14 protein-coding genes are annotated in these 16,736 nt (G+C 55.0%); 9 read left to right on the top strand and 5 right to left on the bottom strand.

Features of this window, described 5'->3' with window-relative positions; genetic code table 11:
* The first annotated feature begins 32 nt into the window (after positions 1-32).
* The 5 genes from AVI_RS11630 to AVI_RS11650 all read left to right on the top strand — a co-directional run bounded on the left by AVI_RS11630 (position 33) and on the right by AVI_RS11650 (position 5,843).
* Positions 33-1,025, top strand: coding sequence for an ABC transporter permease (locus tag AVI_RS11630; RefSeq protein WP_015916548.1), 993 nt, complete (start codon positions 33-35; stop codon positions 1,023-1,025).
* Complete coding sequence (locus AVI_RS11635) at positions 1,022-1,873, top strand: ABC transporter permease (protein WP_015916549.1); 852 nt, start codon at positions 1,022-1,024, stop codon at positions 1,871-1,873. The genes AVI_RS11630 and AVI_RS11635 overlap by 4 nt, the downstream gene beginning before the upstream one ends.
* Positions 1,870-2,928 carry an ABC transporter ATP-binding protein gene (locus tag AVI_RS11640; protein WP_015916550.1) on the top strand — a complete coding sequence of 353 codons (1,059 nt, stop codon included), beginning with the start codon at positions 1,870-1,872 and terminating at the stop codon, positions 2,926-2,928. Before AVI_RS11635 ends, AVI_RS11640 begins: the two co-directional genes overlap by 4 nt.
* A gap of 139 nt (positions 2,929-3,067) precedes the next feature.
* Entirely contained in the window at positions 3,068-4,795 is a 1,728-nt protein-coding gene (locus tag AVI_RS11645) for a methyl-accepting chemotaxis protein (protein ID WP_015916551.1), read from the top strand.
* 154 nt (positions 4,796-4,949) lie between these two features.
* The gene (locus AVI_RS11650) at positions 4,950-5,843 is read left to right on the top strand and encodes a protein phosphatase 2C domain-containing protein (protein WP_015916552.1); all 894 of its coding nucleotides are present in this window, start codon (positions 4,950-4,952) and stop codon (positions 5,841-5,843) included.
* 2 nt (positions 5,844-5,845) lie between these two features.
* On the opposite strand, the gene hisC is transcribed toward AVI_RS11650, so the two are convergent.
* On the bottom strand, positions 5,846-6,904 hold the full coding sequence (gene hisC / locus AVI_RS11655) for a histidinol-phosphate transaminase (protein ID WP_015916553.1): 1,059 nt from the start codon (positions 6,902-6,904) through the stop codon (positions 5,846-5,848).
* Positions 6,905-7,214: 310 nt separating this feature from the next.
* On the opposite strand from hisC, the gene AVI_RS29100 reads away from it, so the two are divergent.
* From AVI_RS29100 to AVI_RS11675, 3 genes are all read left to right on the top strand, one after another.
* Entirely contained in the window at positions 7,215-7,958 is a 744-nt protein-coding gene (locus AVI_RS29100; RefSeq protein ID WP_187152357.1) for a helix-turn-helix transcriptional regulator, read from the top strand.
* 314 nt (positions 7,959-8,272) lie between these two features.
* Entirely contained in the window at positions 8,273-8,677 is a 405-nt protein-coding gene (locus AVI_RS11670; protein ID WP_015916555.1) for a helix-turn-helix domain-containing protein, read from the top strand.
* A 340-nt stretch (positions 8,678-9,017) separates the two neighbouring features.
* Positions 9,018-10,187: an acyltransferase family protein gene (locus tag AVI_RS11675; RefSeq protein WP_015916556.1), complete on the top strand. Its 1,170-nt coding sequence runs from the start codon at positions 9,018-9,020 to the stop codon at positions 10,185-10,187.
* 44 nt (positions 10,188-10,231) lie between these two features.
* On the opposite strand, the gene AVI_RS11680 is transcribed toward AVI_RS11675, so the two are convergent.
* Positions 10,232-10,714: a GNAT family N-acetyltransferase gene (locus AVI_RS11680; protein WP_015916557.1), complete on the bottom strand. Its 483-nt coding sequence runs from the start codon at positions 10,712-10,714 to the stop codon at positions 10,232-10,234.
* An 86-nt stretch (positions 10,715-10,800) separates the two neighbouring features.
* Positions 10,801-11,181: a MerR family transcriptional regulator gene (locus AVI_RS11685; protein WP_015916558.1), complete on the bottom strand. Its 381-nt coding sequence runs from the start codon at positions 11,179-11,181 to the stop codon at positions 10,801-10,803.
* A 78-nt stretch (positions 11,182-11,259) separates the two neighbouring features.
* Here AVI_RS11685 and AVI_RS11690 point away from each other — a divergent pair, with 78 nt between their 5' ends.
* Positions 11,260-12,075 carry an aminotransferase class IV family protein gene (locus AVI_RS11690; protein WP_041696818.1) on the top strand — a complete coding sequence of 272 codons (816 nt, stop codon included), beginning with the start codon at positions 11,260-11,262 and terminating at the stop codon, positions 12,073-12,075.
* 104 nt (positions 12,076-12,179) lie between these two features.
* Here AVI_RS11690 and AVI_RS11695 read toward each other — a convergent pair whose 3' ends face one another.
* Both AVI_RS11695 and metH read right to left on the bottom strand, forming a co-directional pair.
* Positions 12,180-12,752: a hypothetical protein gene (locus AVI_RS11695; RefSeq protein ID WP_015916560.1), complete on the bottom strand. Its 573-nt coding sequence runs from the start codon at positions 12,750-12,752 to the stop codon at positions 12,180-12,182.
* A 79-nt stretch (positions 12,753-12,831) separates the two neighbouring features.
* On the bottom strand, positions 12,832-16,605 hold the full coding sequence (gene metH / locus AVI_RS11700) for a methionine synthase (RefSeq protein ID WP_015916561.1): 3,774 nt from the start codon (positions 16,603-16,605) through the stop codon (positions 12,832-12,834).
* Positions 16,606-16,736 lie beyond the last annotated feature (131 nt).

A 16,736-nucleotide genomic window follows, 5' to 3' on the forward strand; every position in this document is an offset into this window, starting at 1 on the left:
CCTGCGTGCCTAATTTGAAGGGAAAAAGTGGCATGACCGTTGCGGAGACCGAGCTTCATTCGCCAGCCAGTGCATCCGTGCCAAATTCATCCAGGCCCAGTGCGCCGACGCTCAACGCCCCCCTGCCCAGCCTACCCATCGTCGAAGGCTCCAGACAGCAACCAGCACCTCGCCCCAAAAGCCGGGTAAACTGGGATTGGCTGGGTGTGCTGCCGTTTTTCCTGTTTGCCATTCTGTTTCTGATCGGCCCGATCCTTTATCTGGTCAAAGGCTCTTTCCAGAATCCGGCCGGTGATTTCACGCTGGAAAATTTCATCAGCCTGGCCACACCCAATATCATGGCCGCCTATTCCCTGTCGCTGCGCCTGAGCCTGGCCGCAGCTTGTCTTGGCGCCATCGCTGGTCTTCTGGTGGGCTATGCCATTATTCTCGGTGGCTTGCCGCGCTGGGTGCGCACCGCCTTCATGACATTTTCTGGCGTTGCCTCGAACTTCGCTGGTATTCCGCTGGCCTTTGCCTTCATCGCCACTCTTGGAAGGTTGGGCCTTGTCACGGTTCTGTTGCGTGACATGTTCGGCTTCAATCTCTATGGCACGGGCTTCAGCCTGTTCTCATTCTGGGGCCTGGCGATCACCTACCTTTATTTCCAGCTGCCGCTGATGGTGCTGATCATCACCCCCGCTCTCGACGGCTTGAAGGGTGAATGGCGCGAAGCGGCGGAAATTCTCGGCGCCACCCGCCGCCAATATTGGCAAATGGTCGCCCTGCCGGTGCTGACCCCCTCCATTCTCGGTTGTTTCCTGCTGCTGTTTGCCAATGCCTTTGGCACGCTGGTCACTGTCTATGCCCTGACCGGCTCCAGCTTCGGCGTGGTGCCCATCGTGCTTTACCAGCAAATTCAGGGCAATGTGCTGTACAATCCCAATCTTGGCTATGCGCTGGCGGTTGGCATGGTGGCTATCATGGCCGTTACCAATACGCTCTATCTTATCCTGCGCAGCCGCGCCGAACGGTGGCAAAAATGAAAAAGCCCTTTCCGCTGGTCTCGACCGTCATCGTCCTTATCGCTGCCGCCTATTTCCTTGTTCCGCTCTATGCGACCTTCCAGTTTTCGCTGCAAATGCTGCGGGGCCAATGGAGCTTTGCCGCTTACCGTTCGGTGTTTTCCAGCGACGAGTTTCTGTCTACCCTTGGCTACTCAGCCTTTGCCTCCCTGATGGCCATTGTCGTTGGTGCCGTCATCGTCGTGCCCACCGCCTATTGGGTACGGCTGCGGCTGCCGAAACTGCGGCCCATCGTTGAGTTCGTCAGCCTCCTGCCGCTGATCATTCCGCCCGTCGTCCTGGTCTTCGGTTATATCCGGCTGTTCGGCTCCAATTCCTATCTGCCGCTCACCATGTCGGAAAACGGCACCAATATCCTGCTGGTGATTGGCTATGTCACATTGTCCTTGCCCTATATGTTTCGGGCCGTCGACAATGGCATGGCCGCCATCGACATCACCACCCTGACGGAAGCCGCCGAAAGCCTTGGCGCATCGCGGCTGCGCACCATTGCCGAGGTGATTTTCCCCAATGTCCGCTCGGCCATCGTCTCAGGCGCCTTTCTGACCTTTTCGATCTCGCTGGGCGAATTCGTCTTCGCCAGCCTGCTCAATCGCCCGGCCTTCGGCCCCTATATGGTCAAGATGGGCCAAGACCGCGCCTATGAACCGGCAGCGCTCGCCGTTCTGTCCTTCGCGCTGACCTGGGGCTGCATGGTCCTCATGCAATTATTCGCCAATAAAAAACCCGGACAGCGCTGGTTGCCACGCCGTATGACACGCCAGGCCCCGATGTCCTCTTCCATGCCCCCAAGGAGTGCAACCCGATGAGTTTCCTCAGGATCGCAGCGGTCAGCAAGAGTTTCGCTGCCAATACCGTCGTCAAGGAATTCGATCTCCCGGTGAATAAAGGCGAGTTCATCTCCTTCCTGGGACCGTCCGGCTGCGGCAAGACAACCGTTCTGCGCATGGTGGCCGGGTTTGAAACGCCCTCCTCCGGCTCGATTGTCATCGACGGACAGGATGTAACGAAACTGCCGCCCAATCGCCGCCGGATCGGCATGGTCTTCCAGGCCTATGCGCTGTTTCCCAATATGAATGTGTTCGACAACGTCGCCTTCGGCCTGAAGATCGCCAAAAAGCCCAAAGCGGAAATCCATAGCCGGGTGATGGAAATGCTGAAGCTGATCCATCTCGATCATCTGGCCGAGCGCTATCCCTACCAGATGTCCGGCGGCCAGCAGCAGCGCGTCGCGCTGGCCCGGGCGCTGGCGCCAAAGCCGCAGGTTTTGCTACTGGACGAGCCGCTATCGGCGCTGGATGCCAAGATCCGCGTCTCGCTACGCGAAGAAATCCGCCAGATCCAGCGCCAGCTCGGTATCACCACCGTGTTCGTGACCCATGACCAGGAAGAGGCTCTGTCGATTTCCGACCGGATCGTGGTGATGAACGGCGGACGCGCCGACCAGATCGGTACACCCTCCGAGATCTACAATCATCCCCAGACCCGATTCGTCGCCTCCTTCGTCGGCACGCTCAACCTGATCGAAGCGAAAGTGACGGACACATCGAGCAATACGATCCTGATCGGCGACCAGCAGATCAGCCTGAAAAAGCCGCTGGGCAAGGCCAATGGCGAAACCGTCACCGTGGCGCTGCGCCCGGAAGCCGGATCGCCTGCCGAAGGCGCCAAGGGGGATGTTCGGATCAGCGGCAAAGTTACCTCAAGCCATTTTCTCGGCTCGGTGATCCGCACCCGGCTGGATGTCGGCGGCGCCACGCTGTCCTTCGACATGTTCAACGATCCGGGCGTTACGCCGGCAGTGATTGGCGAAACTGTCACCCTGAAATTTGCAGGTGACGATCTGATGGTGGTGGCGGATTGATGATCTTTCCGCACCATACCCAGAATTGACAGAGCGCAAAAATCCACTCGTGAATTGAATTTAAACATGCTAATTCATGTGTTTACGCATTATCAATAGAAATCAAATATAAAGCCTCATCACGTAGGAGGCATCTTAAATGGGACTGTTGTCGTTTGGCTTCGGTGCGGACAATAAAGGCGTTTTGGAAGCCGTCAATCGGTCCCAGGCCATTATTGAATTTGACCTCAATGGCAATATCCTTGATGCGAATGAAAATTTCTGCAAAGCGATCGGCTATAAAAGATCGGAGATCGTCGGAAAGCACCACCGGATTTTTGTCGATCCCGAAGACGTGAAAAATCCAGCCTATGCAGAGTTCTGGGCGAAACTCGGCTCCGGTCAGTTCGATCAAGGGCAGTACAAACGATTGACCAAGACCGGGGAATCGATCTGGATCGAAGCCTGTTACAATCCGGTTTTTCGGGGCAAAAAGCCCTACAAGGTCGTGAAAATCGCAACCGACATAACGGCTGCGAAGACCAAAACCATGGACAGTGACGGCAAGATTGATGCGCTGATGCGCTCTCAAGCCGTCATTGAATTCACGCCAACCGGCCAGATTCTCACAGCCAACGAGAATTTCTGCAAAACATTGGGCTATAGCTTAAGCGAAATCGTCGGCAAGCATCATTCGATGTTCTGCGAACCCGCCTATGCTGCCTCGCCTGAATACAAGCAATTCTGGCGCAGCCTCGCTGCGGCCGAATATCAGAGCAACGAATTTCTGCGCATCGGCAACGGTGGAAAACACGTTCATATTCAAGCCACCTACAATCCAATTTTCGATGAAAAGGGGAAAGTCATTAAGGTTGTGAAATTCGCAACCGATGTGACTGGCCGCGTCAAAGCCATCGACGCCATCGCTGCCGGTCTGGAACGTCTTTCAAACTGCAATATCCGCATGACAATCGACGAACCGTTCATTCCGACCTTCGACCACCTGCGCAAACACTTCAACATGTCGATCAGCAAGTTTCAGGAGACACTTGTACAGGTGCTGACGGAAACGGCATCCGTGGCCGCCAACAGCCGGGAAGTCCAGGAAAGCTCCACGAGTCTCGCCCAACGCTCTGAACAACAGGCCGCCGCACTTGAGCAAACCTCAGCCGCATTGGAGGACATTACCACCGTCGTTAATCAATCCAGTGCGAGCACCAAGAACACCAGAGATCTGGTGCGTGATGCGCGCCAGGCAGCGACCGAATCCGTGAAAGTCGTCAACTCGACGGTGGACGCGATGAGCCGCATCGAGGGTGCTTCGCAGGAAATCAGCAACATCATCAGCGTCATCGATGAAATCGCCTTCCAGACCAATCTCCTGGCCTTGAACGCGGGCGTGGAGGCCGCCCGTGCTGGCGAAAGCGGCAAGGGCTTTGCTGTCGTGGCACAAGAAGTGCGCGAACTGGCCCAGCGTTCCGCCAAGGCCGCCAAGGAAATCTCGGAGCTGATCGGCAAATCCAGCAATGAAGTAAAAGACGGTGTACGTTTGGTCGGGGAAACAGGCAGTGCTCTGAACCGGATCGAATCCTTCGTTCAGTCCATCGATGACAATATCGAGGCCATTGCCACAGCCGCAATAAAGCAATCCACCAGCCTTGGCGAAATCAGTTCCGCAGTGAATGCGCTGGATCAGATGACGCAAAAGAACGCCGGCATGGTCAATACGATCAACACCATCAGCGACGCGCTTTCCAGCGGCGCTGCCAAGCTGACAGAACTGGCCAGCCGGTTCCAGCTGAACAGACGATCAACGATCCGTGGGCCGGGAAGCAACGCTGCAATGCGCGTCGACAGCAGGCGGGACAGCAACCGCAACGCGGCCTGACTGAGAGCCTTTTGAGGCAGCACCACCTTTCAGCAACACATTGGCGAAAACATCGGCAGTGTGTTTCGTTTTCGGCATTTTTATTTTGCGGTCCGTGAGGCGATAGGCCAATTTTCGCGCATCTTCCAAGCTGCGGCTGAACGAAAGAGTGCCTATGTCTGCCAAGCCAGCCTTGACCACCCCTGCCCTGGCCATCATCGACACGATCAGCGATCCGGGAAAAAGCGACCGCAGCAACGAGGACAGACTGGGCTATAATGAGCAAGCCGCTTTCGTGCTCGACGGCGCAACCGGGCTGGGCGATGTCCAGTTCATGGACGGTTACGGTTCCGACGCTGCCTGGATCGCCCAGTTTGCGGCAAAGCGGCTGACCACGGAACTAACCTGCGACACCAATGTCACCGAGGTGATCCGCGCCATCGCTTTCGACGCCCATGAGCTTTTTACCGCAGCCGCAGGTGACCAGCCCCGCTATGCTTGGCCGCTGGCGGCTCTTGCCGCCTTGCGGGTAACGCCTGATGGCGCAGAATTCATTGGCCTTGGCGATAGCGTGCTCTACCTTCTGCATGACGATGGCCGGGTGGAAACCCATATGGCCCTGCCGGATGCATTTGAGCGTGAACAGCAAGCCGCCCGCGCCCATGTGGAGCGGGCGGGCGGCATCGGTGCAAGCGGCATGGCCCACACAAGCGACATCGAAACATTGGAAAATTTACGCAGCAAACGCGAACAGCAAAACACGCCCGGTGGCAGTGTCTGGTCTCTGGGTCTCATACCCGATACCGCCGATCATCTGGTTCGTACAGCCCTGACCATCGAGACCGGCGCCACCGCCCTGATCTGCTCGGATGGGCTGGCCGATCTCGTCAGCCTCTACCAGGCCTATGATCCTGCCGGTCTGGTCAAACGCGCCGCAACCGCCGGATTGAAGGCCCTGGTCACCGAATTGCGGCATCTGGAACGCGAGGTCGATCCAGACGGGCTACAATTTCCACGTTTCAAGCAAAGCGACGACACGACGGCGATCCTCTGCCGGATCGATCGTTAAGCTTAGTCTAATATCTCTCTCAGAGCCCCAAGCAGCCGGTCGCATTCGGCATCCGTGCCGATGCTGATGCGTAGAAAATCACCGATCCGTGGCTTTTGAAAATTGCGCACCAGCACGGATTTTTGCCGCAGCGCCAATGTGAGATCCGCACCACTCCGCTCCGAATGTCGCGCAAACACAAAATTGGCAGAGGATGGCAGGACCTCGAAGCCCAAACCCTGAAGGCCAAGGGAAAGACGCTCCCGGCTGGCGACGACCAGATCGCGGTGACGCTCGAACCATTCCCGGTCTTCCCAGGAGGCAACGGCCCCAGCAAGCGCCAGCCGGTCGAGCGGATAGGAATTGAAACTATCCTTGACCCGCTCCAAGGCCTCGATCAGCGCCCGTTGTCCGACAGCAAAACCAACCCGCAATCCGGCAAGGCCCCGCGATTTCGAAAAGGTCTGAACCACCAGCAGGTTCGGATAGGTTTTGACCAGCGGAATGGCGCTGTCCGCACCGAAATCCACATAAGCCTCATCAATCACTACGACCTGGTCGGGATGGTCGCGCACGAGAGTTTCAATCTCCGAAAGCGATAGGACAATACCCGTCGGCGCATTGGGATTGGGCAGGATGATCGCACCACACGGCTGCCGGTAATCCTCAATCCGCACTCGCATGGCATCGTCCAAGGCAACCTCCCGGAAATCGATACCATAGAGCCGACAATAGGTTGGGTAGAAACTATAGCTGACATCCGGAAACAGCAGCGGCTTATCGTGATTCAACAGGGCCTGAAACGTGTGCGCCAAGACCTCATCGGAACCATTACCGACAAACACCTCGCCCGGGTCGAGATTGTGGCTCTTGGCAATCGCGTGGCGCAGCGGCAGACCGGTCGGGTCGGGATAAAGCCGAAGCGTGTCATCCACCGCGTCTCGCATCGCGGCAATCGCATGCGGCGAAGGACCGTAAGGGCTTTCATTGGTGTTCAGCTTGACCAGATCGCTGATGGCGGGTTGTTCGCCCGCCACATAAGGCGTCAGGGATTGAACGATCGGGCTCCAGAATCTGCTCATGGAAATTCTCCACGGATGGGAGGAAGAATAGAGTGCGGCGGCAATCAATTTTCATTTTTGATATCTCAGGCGGAGATTGATGCCAAGGCACCGGAGATGCTCATGCATCATACCGCTTTCGGCATTGCCGCCGGTTCGAATGCCGCAAGAAAAACACTATTCACCAGGTTCAATGGCGACTGCGCTCACAGCCCAAAAGCTTAAGCCAAAATGATCCCCTCTCGCGGGGTTTGACTTTTTTTGATAGTATGTCTTATATAATCTTCATACAAAACAAGTAATATAAACCCATTAAAAAATGGGGGTAGCCATGACTAAAGACATGACATCGCCAAACCTTGATAAAACACTATCATTTCTATCTCAAATAAAGCAAACAGACACAGTCAAAAATCTTGTAGATTTAACAAAACATGCGACAAGCCGATACGGTGTTAAAAATATCGTTCTAGGATTTCCACCAGAAATCGGAATGCTACCCAGCCAGCAAATGCAGGGTATTTTACTTGCAGACTGGCCTGACGAATGGTCGCATCTTTATTTTCGCGACAACCTGGCATTTCAAGACCCTGCCATCCGACACATCGTCAGTTCGGAACCCTCCTTTGTCTGGTCGGATTTTTCCAAAACATTACCCATAAGCCGTGACGAAAAATGGCTGATGGATCAGGCCAAGGAGTTTTTTGTCAGCAATGGCTTCACCCTGCCCATCCTATCCTTGGATGGACGCCGCGCTGGCGTCACATTCGCCGGCAGCGACATCGATGATTCACCCCAGGCAAGAACCGGCATGGCGCTGATCGCAAGCCTCGTCTTCGCACGCGCGCTAGAACTATATGGCGCAAACCAGAAACAGACCACTCGACTGACCCCGAGGGAACGGGAAGTCATCGGCTGGATTGCCAATGGCAAGACGGATTGGGAAATCAGCGTGATTTTCGGAGTCTCCGAAAAGGCCGTGACCAAGCATGTTGGCAATATCATGATGAAACTCGGCGCCGTCAGCAGATCACACGCCATTGCAGAAGCCTTCCGGCAAAAATTGATATGCTGAAATCTGTCAAGGTGGCTTTTCCTCTACTACGTGGATTTCAAATTTTTTGTAATATTTAAAATTTTCAATACTTACGCCAAAATCAACCGTTCAAATGATTAAAACGCTGATTAAAAAATTCCACCTAAGTTTTTCAACACATAAAATACCGATAATTGATTAGCAAGCTCAAAAAATAAACACAATTTACAATATTACGTCTTAAAATAAGACGGACAGCCGACAATATTCTCTCATTTTTTGACCATCGATCATATTGTAAAACACAGATCGAAACATGAGATAATTTCCGCTGTAATGTATTGAGATAGCCAATGACATTGCTCAAAAAAACACCAGACGTGCACGATTATAACATTCTGGCGGGTGAACGTTTGAAAAGCGCCCGCAAGAATAAAGGGATGAGCCAAGCCGACGTTGCAAGAAAACTGGGCGTGACATTCCAACAGCTGCATAAATATGAAAAAGGCATCAACGGCATGAGCGCCAGCAGACTTGCCGCTGCAGCCACTCTCTTGGGAATGGACCCCGATTTTTTCTATACAGCCGATAGTGCCGTGGCACCGTCCAAGGATACCTCAAGCGAGCTGACAGATCTGGTGAAAGCGACATCGCGTTCAGACGCGCTTGAACTCAACACATGTTTCGCCAGCATTAAAAACTCCAATACACGCAAAATCATTATTTCCATTATCGAGCAGATTGCATCTGCCCGTTAGAGCTAGTCCGGCACGGCGGCAAAGTCCGCGCACCTCCAAGCTCCTTAAGCCGGTAAAATACCAGGCCTAACCTCTCCATAATCCCCATCACCTGCGATCACAGGCCTGAATTTTGATGGCAGCGCCGAGGCCTGAGCACCGTCCATTTTCTGGTCCATCGCTTGGGCAAAGCAGCCCCCTTCCCACGAAATTGCAGTATCAAAAATTTCAACCAAATATATCGATCAAAATTTGAACAGTATTTTCCTGAATATGGAAATTAATTGATCAAATAACGAATTAGTTCATATCAGTTTTACAATATAACTAATTCTAGTCTTTTGTAATCGAGGTATTTCAGATGAAGTCGATTGGTTCTGTCTTGGATGAGCATCGAGGCATCGGTCCGGGATTTGATTTTCTGCGAATTTTCCTGGCAGTCATGGTTTTACTCGACCATTCGTTCCTGATTGCCGAAGGTGAAAAACATCAGTTTTCGCAGCCCGGAATCACGGTCTTGCAGGCTGCTATCCTGCCAATGTTTTTTGCGCTGAGCGGCTTTCTGATTACCGGCAGCGCCATCCGCCTTCGCCTGAAGGACTTCCTGCTCAATCGCGGCATCAGGATCGTGCCCGCTCTTGCGGTCGACATTGTGTTTGCTGCCCTGATCCTCGGTCCACTGTTTACCACGGTCAGCCTGTCGGCCTATTTTCAGTCCTATGAATTCTGGGCCTATTTCGCCAATATATTTGGCGTTATCCATTATGTCCTACCGGGCGTCTTCGAGCACAATCCGTTTCCATCGACCGTGAACGGATCTTTGTGGACCGTTCCCTATGAGATCGGTTGCTATGCCATCATGTCTGCGCTGATCATTTTTGGCTTTCTAAAGCGCCCTATGATGGCACTGGTGGCGACGGCATGTGTCGCCGTGATCATCATCGCCCTGAAGGTCGAAAACATCAGCCCCTCGAGCCTGGGCGGTCTTTTTGCACCCGAAAGCTCCGGCTACACCCTGCTTAACCACTTTATCGGCCTGCGCGGCCTGATGCTCTATGTCAATTTCATGCTGGGATCTGTGTTCTTCCTGTTCCGCCGCTTCATTCCGAAACACTGGGTGCTGGCGGCAATCTCCTGCATCGTGCCGATTGCCATCTCTTTCGCTCTTCCTGACGTCAGCGGCAGTACGCTCTGCACCATTTTTGCGCCAATGCTGGTCTATCTCACCGTCTATGTCGGAATGGTGCGCATTCCACCCATCCCGATCTACCATCGGGGAGATTATTCCTACGGGATCTATCTCTATGGATATCCCTTTCAGCAGGCCCTGGTGAACCTGTTTCCGAAGCTGACATCCCCATGGCTGCACTTTGCCATATCCCTTCCCATCGCAACCGTAATTGCCATGGGGTCGTGGCATTTCATTGAAAAACCGATCCTGCGGCTAAGGAAGAAATTCAGCTTTACGGCCCAGAAGGGTGAGGAGAAGGAAGTTTTGCCACAGGCTGCTGCCGTTACACGATCAGCGTGACATAAAAGCATTTCTGCGATCCACCCCATCGCAGAAATGCACCCTCAAACAGGCTTATGCGCATCAGCCTCGATACGATACACCTTGCAAATCGTCACTTCTGAAGAGCGATAGGTCCGAAAACCCATTGCCTCATAGTAAGCCAAGCCTGCTTCGTTATCGGCACCAATCGCGGCTTCAATATTATCCAACGGAAAACTCTTTGCGGCCTGCAATGTTGCGCGGAACAGGGCCGAACCAATGCCTCTTCTGGCCGCAAGCGGACTGATATGCGTGCCGATGATGCCCCACCCCTCTGGCGTGCCATAGGGATTATCCACAGTCGCAAATCGTAGTGACTGAAAGCCGAAAATACGGCCCTCATCATCCTGCGCGACTGAGCACTCGATACGGTCCTTGTGCTCAATATAGTTCGCCAGCACCAATTGCGGATCACCAGCACTTTTGCGCAAGCCTGCTGCAAAAATCTCGTTCAGGGCATCGCTCATCCCTTGTGCATCAAGAGAGGTCGAAGGTCTGATTAACATTGTCAACTGTTCTCCAAATATCACAGGGACACAACAATACTGCTTCTACCTTTGGAGCCAAGCTGCAACCACACGGCAAGATCAAATCAAGCTTGGGTTTCAACCAGATTTGGGTCCTGCTCATCCAGCGTGGTCAAAAGCTCCGAGAGCAATGTACGGCTTTGCACCAGCTTATCGACACGCTGGTCAACAAGCGCAACATGCTGGCGCAGGATTGACCGAAGCTCGTCGCAAGGCTCAAACTCAGCGCGGGCATCAAGGGCGCATGGCAAAAACTGCAAAATCACAGGAAGCGTCATGCCGGCAGCCCCAAGCAGCTTGATGCGCTCGATAACATTTTTCTCCGCTTGCCCATAGTCGCGATATCCGCTGGCCGTTCGTGTGGGTGTCAACAACCCTTCCGCCTCGTAATAACGCAGCATGCGTATGCTCGTGCCCGTCTGCCGGGCAAATTCGCCAATTTTCATAAATCCTCTTGACCCTGACAGTGCTGTCACAGTGTAGAGCCAATGCTCACTAATGTGAACCCACACAGGAGCATCACCATGTCCACTTGTTTTCCTTCCAAGATTACGCTCAATGGCCACGCCGTATCGGCGGACGATCTCGCTCCACTCGCCTTCTCAGGCTTTGCGCATTTCACCGCCATGCAAGTGCGGCAAGGGCGCGTGCAAGGACTTGAGCTGCATCTGGAACGCCTGCGTCTGGCATCTCTTGCTATGTTCGGAATGGCAATGCCCGATGAGCAGGTCCGCGCACATTTGCACGCAGTTCTCGATGGAGCGCCAAATGATCTGTCACTCACCGCAACGATATTCTCCCGCAGCGGTGAATTCACAGCTCCTGCTGCACCAGACAATCTCGCCATTCTGGTGCGCACAGCCCTCCCCTCGAATGGCCCAGCAGGACCTTTGCGACTGGATGTCGTTCTTCATGAACGCCCTCTCGCCTCGATTAAGCATGTCGGCGAATCTGCCAAAACATATTACCTGCGCAAAGCCGTTGAACGTGGCTTCGACGATGCCGCTTTTCTGGATACCAAGGGTCGGCTGAGTGAGGCAACAATCTGGAATCTGGTGTTTTGGGATGGTGAAGCCATTGTCTGGCCCCGCGCCGATATGTTGCATGGCGTAACAATGGGCATCATTCGCCGTCAGTTGGAAAAACTGGGCATTCCTCAGCGGCAACAGGAGGTCAGGCTGGAAGACCTTAAAAACATGACAAGCGCCGCCCTGATGAATTCATGGACACCCGGCATTGCGATCAGCAGCATAGAGACTACGAATTTCACACAGACCAGCACGTTAACGGAGCTGCTCCACCGCGCCTACCAAGCCGAGCCTGCAATTGCAATAGGATGAAGAAGACGCAAAGCGGGAGAAAATATCATAGGCTGCAATAAGCAGCCTATGTGGCTCCCATCGACCTACGCCATTGTGCGAGCTTTACATCCAAAATCAGCACCTTAGATGATAACGGATGGAGAGGCACTTTCGCTCGCTCGCTTCATCGCAGCCAATATCCGACGCCGGATAAGGCCGCTCACGGGGCGGATCACATACCAATAGGGCGCAAATTTCAGCCAGCAGACGCGATCCGGGCAGAACACACGGGTTTCAGTGATCAGCAGTGTCATGCCATCCGCTTGGCCGGCAGCCGAAAAACCCAAAACAAGCTTTGCCACGCTTGGCGTATCAAAACGGAGAAACGCGCTTCCATCTCTGATAGGAACAAGACCAAAATCAGGCCGCCAGAACCGGCCAACCAGACCATAGGCCAGTTCGGCACCATCGCGCCGTTCAAGCAGCGTAAAATTGTGCATACCGAAGGGTGGCGGCAGTTGCGACTGCTTCCCTCTCAGAAAACTGGCAAAGCGCGTGGGCCACTCCCGAAGACCAATCATCTTTCGAAAAACCGGGTCGGCCTCCGGTGAATAGTTGGCCGCCGCGCTGATGACGGTGCCCGTCGAAGCCGCAATCACGCAGGAGTGCACTTCCCGGAAGCTATAGTTTGGAAGATACGTTGCAATCAGCGTCATCGTGACCTCCAAGGCAAAAGGTTGCTATGCCACATCATATCGCTTTGATGCAGCACAACAACCGATACGCCTTGAGGCGTTACGCCGCAGCATCCTCTTCCACCGCTGCCTTCGGCACGTAATTCAGCACTGGCCCCAGCCAGCGCTCAATCTCGCGCACTTCCATCCCCTTACGGGCGGCGTAATCTTCCACCTGATCGCGCTCTACCTTGGCAACGCCGAAATAATAGCTATCGGGGTGGCCGATATAGATGCCGGAGACGGATGAGCCGGGCCACATGGCGTAGCTTTCGGTCAGCGTCACGCCCGTGGTGGCGGTCGCATCCAGCAGGTTGAACAGCGTGACCTTTTCGGTGTGGTCTGGCTGGGCAGGATAGCCGGGGGCTGGGCGGATACCGGCGTAGGATTCGGAGATCAGCTCTTCCGGTGTATAGGTTTCGTCTGCGCCGTAGCCCCAGAACTCCTTGCGCACGCGCTCGTGCATGCGCTCGGCGAAGGCTTCGGCGAAGCGGTCGGCCAATGCCTTGACCATGATGGAGGAGTAATCATCATTGGCGCGCTCGAACCGCTCAGAGATCGCCACTTCTTCGATACCTGCCGTCACCACGAACCCGCCGACGTAATCTTCCACGCCACTATCAACCGGGGCGACGAAATCGCTCAGGGCGACATTCGGGCGGCCATCGCGCTTGGAAAGCTGCTGGCGGAGCGTGAAGAAGGTGGCCAGTTCCTGGCTACGCTCTTCATCGGCAAACAGCCGGATGTCATCGCCAACGGTGTTGGCGGGCCAGAAGCCGATCACCGCACGGGGGCGGAACCATGTCTCGTCGATGATTTTTGCCAGCATGGCTTGCGCATCGGCATAGAGCGCGCGGGCGGCTTCGCCCTGCTTTTCATCTTCCAGAATAGCAGGATAGCGGCCTTTCAGCTCCCATGTCTGGAAGAAAGGTGTCCAGTCGATGTATTTCGCCAACTCTTTGAGGTCGTAATTCTCAAAAACCTTGATGCCGGTGAAACTTGGTTTCTTCGGCTTGTAGCTCGCCCAATCCACCTTGGCGGCGTTGGCGCGGGCGCGGGAAATGGGAAGGCGTTGTTTTTCCAGCTCGGCGCGGGCGTGGGCATCGGCCACCTTGGCATATTCCGTGCGCAAGGTTTCAATGGTGGTGTCGCGGGTATCGGGCGACAGCAAGGACGAGACAACGCCCACGGCGCGGCTGGCATCCAGCACGTAAACCGCTTGGCCCTTCTGATATTGCGGATGGATTTTCACCGCCGTATGCACCCGGCTGGTGGTGGCTCCACCAATCAGCAGCGGCACGTTAAAGCCTTGGCGCTGCATCTCGGCTGCCACATGCACCATTTCATCCAGCGATGGGGTGATCAGGCCGGAAAGGCCGATGATATCGACATTTTCCTTGATCGCCACTTCCAGAATCTTCGCCGCAGGCACCATCACGCCAAGGTCGATGATCTCGTAATTGTTGCAGGCCAAAACCACGCCGACAATGTTTTTGCCAATGTCGTGCACGTCGCCCTTCACGGTGGCCATCAGGATTTTGCCAGCCGCCTCGCGCTCGCCTGTGCCGCCATTGGCGCGCTTTTCTTCTTCCATGTAGGGCAGCAGCACGGCCACGGCCTGCTTCATCACGCGGGCGGATTTGACCACCTGCGGCAGGAACATTTTGCCCGCGCCAAACAGATCGCCCACCACATTCATGCCCGCCATCAGCGGGCCTTCAATGACGTGCAGAGGCCGCGCCGCATTCTGCCGCGCTTCCTCAGTATCAGCATCGATAAACTCGGTAATGCCGTTGACCAAAGCATGCTCCAGCCGCTTCTCCACGGGGAGTTCGCGCCAGGACATATCCTGCACGCGGGCTTTCGCCTCGCCAGTGCCGCGATAGCGCTCGGCGATTTCCAGCAGCCGTTCCGTGCCGTCTTCACGGCGGTTCAGCACCACGTCCTCGCAGGCCTCGCGCAGTTCGGCATCAATGCTTTCATACACCGCCAACTGGCCAGCGTTGACAATACCCATATCCATACCCGCCTGAATGGCGTGGTAGAGAAACACGGCATGCATCGCCTCGCGCACCGGCTCATTGCCGCGGAACGAGAAGGACAGGTTGGAAACGCCGCCGGAAATATGCACCAGCGGCATGCGCTGGCGAATGGTGCGGGTGGCCTCAATAAAATCAACACCGTAATTGTTGTGTTCTTCAATGCCGGTAGCAACGGCAAACACGTTGGGATCGAAGATGATGTCTTCCGGTGAGAAGCCCGCGTCTTCGGTGAGAATTTTGTAGGCCCTCTCACAGATCGCAACCTTGCGCTCGTAAGTATCGGCCTGCCCTGTCTCGTCAAAAGCCATGACAACAACGGCGGCACCGTAATTGCGGATCAGCTTGGCTTGGGCGACAAAATTCTCCTCGCCTTCCTTCAGCGAGATGGAATTGACGATCGGCTTGCCCTGTACGCATTTGAGGCCGGATTCGATGATCTGGAACTTGGATGAATCGATCATCACAGGCACGCGGGCAATGTCGGGTTCTGCGGCAATCAGGTTGAGGAACTCAACCATGGCCTTTTCAGAATCGATCAGACCTTCATCCATGTTGATGTCGATGATCTGCGCGCCGTTTTCGACCTGATCACGCGCCACCACGAGGGCGGCGTTGTAATCACCAGCGGTGATCAGCTTGCGGAATTTGGCCGAACCGGTGACGTTGGTGCGCTCGCCGACATTGACGAAGGGAATATCCTTGGTCAGCACGAAAGGCTCGAGGCCAGAGAGTGACATGAAAGGACGATGCTCGACCGGCTGGCGTGGCGTCTTTCCCTTTACCGCTTCGGCAATGGCCTGGATATGCGCAGGTGTGGACCCGCAGCAGCCGCCAACCACATTGACGATGCCTTCTTCGGCAAAGCCTTCCACAAGCTTGGCCATATACTCAGGGCTTTGGTCATACTGGCCAAATTCATTCGGCAAACCGGCATTGGGGTAAGCAGAAACGAAGGTATCGGCAAGGCCCGACAGTTCCTGCAAATGCGGACGCATGGCATCGGCACCCAGCGCGCAGTTCAGGCCAATGGTAAATGGCTTGGCATGGCGCACCGAGTTCCAGAACGCCGAAGGCGTCTGGCCAGATAGGGTGCGGCCTGAAAGGTCGGTGATCGTGCCAGAAATCATCACCGGCAGACGAATGCCCTTGGCAAGGAAGCGCTCCTCACAGGCAAAAATCGCCGCCTTGGCGTTCAGCGTATCGAAAATCGTCTCGATCAGGATGAGATCGGCACCGCCATCAATCAGGCCATCGATCTGCTCGCCATAGGCAAGGCGCAGATCATCAAACGACACAGCGCGGTAGCCGGGATTGTTGACGTCGGGCGAGATGGACGCCGTGCGGTTGGTCGGGCCAATCGCACCGGCCACAAAACGGCGCTTGCCATCTTCGCGCTCGGCACGAAGAAGCGCGCGGCGCACGACCTGCGCCCCATGCTTGTTGAGATCGTAGACCGCGCCTTCCATTTCGTAATCCGCCTGGGCGATGCGGGTCGAGGAAAAGGTATTGGTCTCAACAATATCCGCCCCCGCCATCGCGTAGCGAAAATGGATGTCTTCAATGGCTTCCGGCTGGGTCAGGATAAGAAGGTCATTATTGCCCTTCTGGTGGCAGGCGCAACCAATGAAACGCTCGCCGCGAAAATCATCTTCATCCAGGCCAAGGCCCTGAATTTCCGTGCCCATAGCACCGTCGAGGATCAGAATACGCTCACGCGCCGCCTGTTGCAGAGCTTTGAGGATCTCTGCGCCGTCGCGGTTCGCCCCTTCACGTCCAAACAATTGATCGAGCATGAGCGACTTCCTTCCGTTCCCAGGGTTACGTACCCAATCACATAAAGATATGTTTATGTCAATATACGACCACATCATTAGATCGCGCCGTTCAGCCGGCACCGTGCCTTCCAAACGCATCGCGGCACAGT

The organism is Allorhizobium ampelinum S4 (assembly GCF_000016285.1).
Lineage (GTDB): Bacteria > Pseudomonadota > Alphaproteobacteria > Rhizobiales > Rhizobiaceae > Allorhizobium > Allorhizobium ampelinum.

What these genes read in the sequence shown, in the direction of transcription:
- AVI_RS11645 (WP_015916551.1), top strand. Translation starts at nt 3,068, where the DNA reads ATGGGACTGTTGTCGTTTGGCTTCGGTGCGGACAATAAAGGCGTTTTG.
- AVI_RS11640 (WP_015916550.1), top strand. Translation starts at nt 1,870, where the DNA reads ATGAGTTTCCTCAGGATCGCAGCGGTCAGCAAGAGTTTCGCTGCCAAT.
- AVI_RS11685 (WP_015916558.1), bottom strand. Translation starts at nt 11,181, where the DNA reads ATGAAAATTGGCGAATTTGCCCGGCAGACGGGCACGAGCATACGCATG.
- AVI_RS11695 (WP_015916560.1), bottom strand. Translation starts at nt 12,752, where the DNA reads ATGACGCTGATTGCAACGTATCTTCCAAACTATAGCTTCCGGGAAGTG.
- AVI_RS11675 (WP_015916556.1), top strand. Translation starts at nt 9,018, where the DNA reads ATGAAGTCGATTGGTTCTGTCTTGGATGAGCATCGAGGCATCGGTCCG.
- AVI_RS11630 (WP_015916548.1), top strand. Translation starts at nt 33, where the DNA reads ATGACCGTTGCGGAGACCGAGCTTCATTCGCCAGCCAGTGCATCCGTG.
- AVI_RS11690 (WP_041696818.1), top strand. Translation starts at nt 11,260, where the DNA reads ATGTCCACTTGTTTTCCTTCCAAGATTACGCTCAATGGCCACGCCGTA.
- AVI_RS11680 (WP_015916557.1), bottom strand. Translation starts at nt 10,714, where the DNA reads ATGTTAATCAGACCTTCGACCTCTCTTGATGCACAAGGGATGAGCGAT.
- hisC (WP_015916553.1), bottom strand. Translation starts at nt 6,904, where the DNA reads ATGAGCAGATTCTGGAGCCCGATCGTTCAATCCCTGACGCCTTATGTG.
- AVI_RS11670 (WP_015916555.1), top strand. Translation starts at nt 8,273, where the DNA reads ATGACATTGCTCAAAAAAACACCAGACGTGCACGATTATAACATTCTG.
- AVI_RS29100 (WP_187152357.1), top strand. Translation starts at nt 7,215, where the DNA reads ATGACTAAAGACATGACATCGCCAAACCTTGATAAAACACTATCATTT.
- AVI_RS11635 (WP_015916549.1), top strand. Translation starts at nt 1,022, where the DNA reads ATGAAAAAGCCCTTTCCGCTGGTCTCGACCGTCATCGTCCTTATCGCT.
- metH (WP_015916561.1), bottom strand. Translation starts at nt 16,605, where the DNA reads ATGCTCGATCAATTGTTTGGACGTGAAGGGGCGAACCGCGACGGCGCA.
- AVI_RS11650 (WP_015916552.1), top strand. Translation starts at nt 4,950, where the DNA reads ATGTCTGCCAAGCCAGCCTTGACCACCCCTGCCCTGGCCATCATCGAC.